The 3258-nt window shown below is 73.3% G+C and carries 3 protein-coding genes; 1 reads left to right on the top strand and 2 read right to left on the bottom strand.

Going from position 1 to position 3258, the window contains the following annotated elements:
* Positions 1-283, top strand: a 283-nt coding sequence (locus GL263_RS23980; RefSeq protein WP_182857833.1) for a cyclophilin-like family protein, incomplete at its 5' end; no start/stop codon positions are given.
* Positions 284-292: 9 nt separating this feature from the next.
* Here GL263_RS23980 and GL263_RS23975 read toward each other — a convergent pair.
* Both GL263_RS23975 and hisC read right to left on the bottom strand, forming a co-directional pair.
* Positions 293-1033, bottom strand: coding sequence for an SDR family oxidoreductase (locus tag GL263_RS23975; protein ID WP_182857832.1), 741 nt, complete (start codon positions 1031-1033; stop codon positions 293-295).
* Positions 1034-1235: 202 nt separating this feature from the next.
* Positions 1236-2345, bottom strand: a complete 1110-nt coding sequence (gene hisC, locus GL263_RS23970; RefSeq protein WP_182857831.1) for a histidinol-phosphate transaminase — start codon at positions 2343-2345, stop codon at positions 1236-1238.
* Positions 2346-3258 lie beyond the last annotated feature (913 nt).

Below are 3258 nucleotides of genomic sequence, written 5' to 3'. Positions count from 1 at the left end.
GCCGTTCACCGCGGACGCGCAGACGTGGGGTGAGGAGGTCTACTTCCGCACCCCGGTCAGCCCGCCCCTCGAAGCCGACGCCCGCCAGGTCGTCGAGCCCGGCACGATCGCCTTCTGGACCGACGGCGACGCGCTCGCCCTGCCCTACGGGCCCACCCCCGTCAGCCGGGGCGACGAGTGCCGCCTGGCCAGCCCCTGCAACGTGCTGGGGCGAATCGACGGCGATCCGCGCCTCCTCGCCACCGTCCGCCCCGGCGACCCGATCACGGTCTGTCGCGCCTGAGCGGGTGCGTCAGACCTGCTCGAAGTGGAAGGAGCGGATGAAGCAGTCCCTGGGCTGCTTCACCGCGAACAGCACGCACTCCACGACGGACTGGGACGTCAGCATCGCGTCGGCAGAGCGGTCCGCGCTCCCCCACTGCTCGGAGAGCGGGTCGTGGTTGACGAAGTCCGGCGGGTAGAGGGAGATCACCCGCACCCCCTCCGGCCGCAGCCGCTTGGACAGCACCTCGGAGAAGCCGGCCTGCGCGCTCTTCGCGGCGTAGAAGGCGTCGTGCGCGTCGGAGCGGTGGTTCTGCGGGACACCGCACACCGAGACCATGTTGACGATGTCCGGGCGCGGCGAGTTCCGCAGCAGCGGCAGCAGGTTCCTCACCATCAGCACCGTGCCGGTCGCGCCGGAGTTGATCGTGTCGACGACGTCCTCGTCGCTGACGGACAGCAGGTCCTCGCCACCCAGCCAGCGGGCGGCGTTGTTCACCAACACGTCGACGCGGTCGGTGTGCGCGCGCAGCTCACGGGCGAACGCGCGGACCGAGGACGGGTCACCGGTGTCGCAGCGGTACGCGCGCACCCGGTCGTGACCGAGCGCGCGGATCTCCTCGGCGACGGCCTCGGCCGCCTCCCACGTGCGGGCGGACAGCAGGACTTCGGCCCCCTGGCGGGCGAACTGCACCGCCAGGGCGCGGCCGAGGTCCCGGGAGGCGCCGGTGATGACAACCCGGGTGTCGACCAGCGCGGAGCTGACACTCATGTGATCTCGCAGACTTCTCTCGGGCCGGCCACGGAACGGCGGCCCTACTCCGCCCCGGAGGCTAGGAGTTGAAGTCAGGTTGAGGTCAAGATCCGCTCGGGCGGCGCCCGGCGGGACACCGCCCGAGGAACGTGCCTCGGGCGGCGTCCCGGCGTCGGTCAGCCGGCGGTCTGGTGTCGGTCAGCCGGCGGCCCGGCGGGGGTCAGCCGGCGGTCTGGCGGAACTCGGCGGTGGCCTTCAGGAACAGGTCGTTGCCCTCGGTCTCGCCGATCGTGACCCGCACGCCCTCGCCGGGGAACGGTCGCACGACCACGCCCGCCCGCTCGGCCGCCGCCGCGAAGTCCGTCGTGCGCTCACCGAGCCGCAGCCAGACGAAGTTGGCCTGCGTCTCGGGCACGGTCCACCCCTGGTCGAGCAGCTCGGCCCGCACCCGGTTCCGCTCCTCGACCAGGGACGCCACCCGCTCGGCCAGCGCGTCCTCGGCGCGCAACGAGGCCACCGCCGCGTCCTGCGCGATCTGACTCACGCCGAACGGCACGGCCGTCTTCCGCAGCGCCGCCGCCACCGGCTCGTGCGCGACGGCAAAGCCGACCCGCAGGCCCGCCAGCCCGTACGCCTTGGAGAACGTGCGCAGCACGCACACGTTCGGCCGGTCCCGGTACAGCTCGATGCCGTCCGGCACCTCCTCGTCCCGGACGAACTCCCGGTACGCCTCGTCGAGCACCACCAGCACCTCGCCCGGCACCCGGTCCAGGAAGCGCTCCAGCTCCGCCCGGCGGATCGCCGTACCGGTCGGGTTGTTCGGGTTGCAGACGAAGATCAGGCGGGTGCGGTCGGTGATCGCCGCCGCCATCGCGTCCAGGTCGTGGTCCTCGCCCTCGGTGAGCGGCACCTGCACGGAGGTCGCGCCGGCGATCTGGGTGATGATCGGGTACGCCTCGAAGGACCGCCAGGCGTAGATCACCTCGTCGCCCGGGCCGGCGGTCGCCTGCAGCAGCTGCTGCGCGATGCCGACCGATCCCGTGCCGGTCGCCAGATGCGTCAGCGGCACGTCGAAGCGCTCGGCCAGCGCCTCGAACAGGCCGGCGCAGGCCATGTCCGGGTAGCGGTTGAAGGAACCGGCGGCGGCGGTCGCCGCCTCCAGCACGCCCGGCAGCGGCGGGTAGGGGTTCTCGTTGGAGGACAGCTTGTAGGCGAGCCTGCCGCCGGGACCGGCGGCGGCGGGCCGCCCCGGCCGGTACGTCGGGACCCCGTCGAGTGCGGCGCGCAACCTCGGGGCCGTCCGCGCGGTCGTCTCGGCGTTCTCCGTCATCCCGTCCTCCTCGACAAGGCTTCAGCGGGCGGGCCGGACGACCGGCCCGCCATTACTACTCACCTTATGAGGAATGTCCGCCCAGTCGTAGTGCCTACGGGCCCCGAACAGGCCCGGACCACCTCGACACCTCCCGCCGGCACGTCCAGGCGGGTCCAGGCGGGTCCAGAGGCGGACGGACCGCCGACACGTCCGGCGCGCAGCCCGGCGTGGTGCGGAGCACCGGCGGGCGGCCCGCCACCCGGCGGCCCGGCCGCGAGTGCTCCCGGCCACACCCGCGACGGTGGCCACGTCCGCGCCGCCGCACCAGCCGGCCCGGCCCAGCAGGGCAGGGCAGGCAGGGCATAGACGGGCCCGACCCGCAGGCGGCGGACCGCACAGCGGTCAAGCGCGGTAGGGGCGGGGCGGCATGGCGGTTGCTTCCGCCGGGCCGGGGCCGGCGCGGTGGAGCCGGCCGGACGGGTCGGCGCCCCGGGGAGAGGTGGCGCCCGCGGTCGGACGGGTGGCGGGTCCCCGCCCCCGGACGCACGTCACGTCCGGGGGCGCGCCGGAGGCGAGTCCGCCGCCGGCCCCATGGGCCGGCCCTCGTGGGCCGGCCGGCGCACAGGGTGCGTTGCCGCGCGCCCCTGGCGCGCGCCCTGGTGCGCGTCACTCGTGAAGGTGAGTTGAGACCTGTTCGCAACCTCTGTAGAACGCGGGGCGACTTTGCTCGCAGGGCCCGACAACTCCATGTTCGAGCGTTCAACTGCCGGACATTCCAAGGCTGTTGGCGGTTTATGATCTTGCAGAATCGTGCCTTCGAAGGCTCTCCGGAAGACCCCCGGTAACAGCCTCGGTCAGCTCTACTATCGGCACGCCATGACAGCAGCAGGGAAGCACCAGATGAGCCGCTCGGGCGGTCGTCGACTGGGGC

This window comes from Streptomyces durbertensis, from assembly GCF_014156695.1.
GTDB classification, from domain to species: Bacteria; Actinomycetota; Actinomycetes; order Streptomycetales; family Streptomycetaceae; genus Streptomyces; species Streptomyces durbertensis.
The sequence above is the reverse complement of the archived record's forward strand: the minus strand, read 5'-3'. Positions and strand labels throughout refer to the sequence as shown.

Excerpts from the sequence above, each read along its gene's own strand:
- GL263_RS23975 (WP_182857832.1), bottom strand. The coding sequence starts at position 1,033 with ATGAGTGTCAGCTCCGCGCTGGTCGACACCCGGGTTGTCATCACCGGC.
- hisC (WP_182857831.1), bottom strand. The coding sequence starts at position 2,345 with ATGACGGAGAACGCCGAGACGACCGCGCGGACGGCCCCGAGGTTGCGC.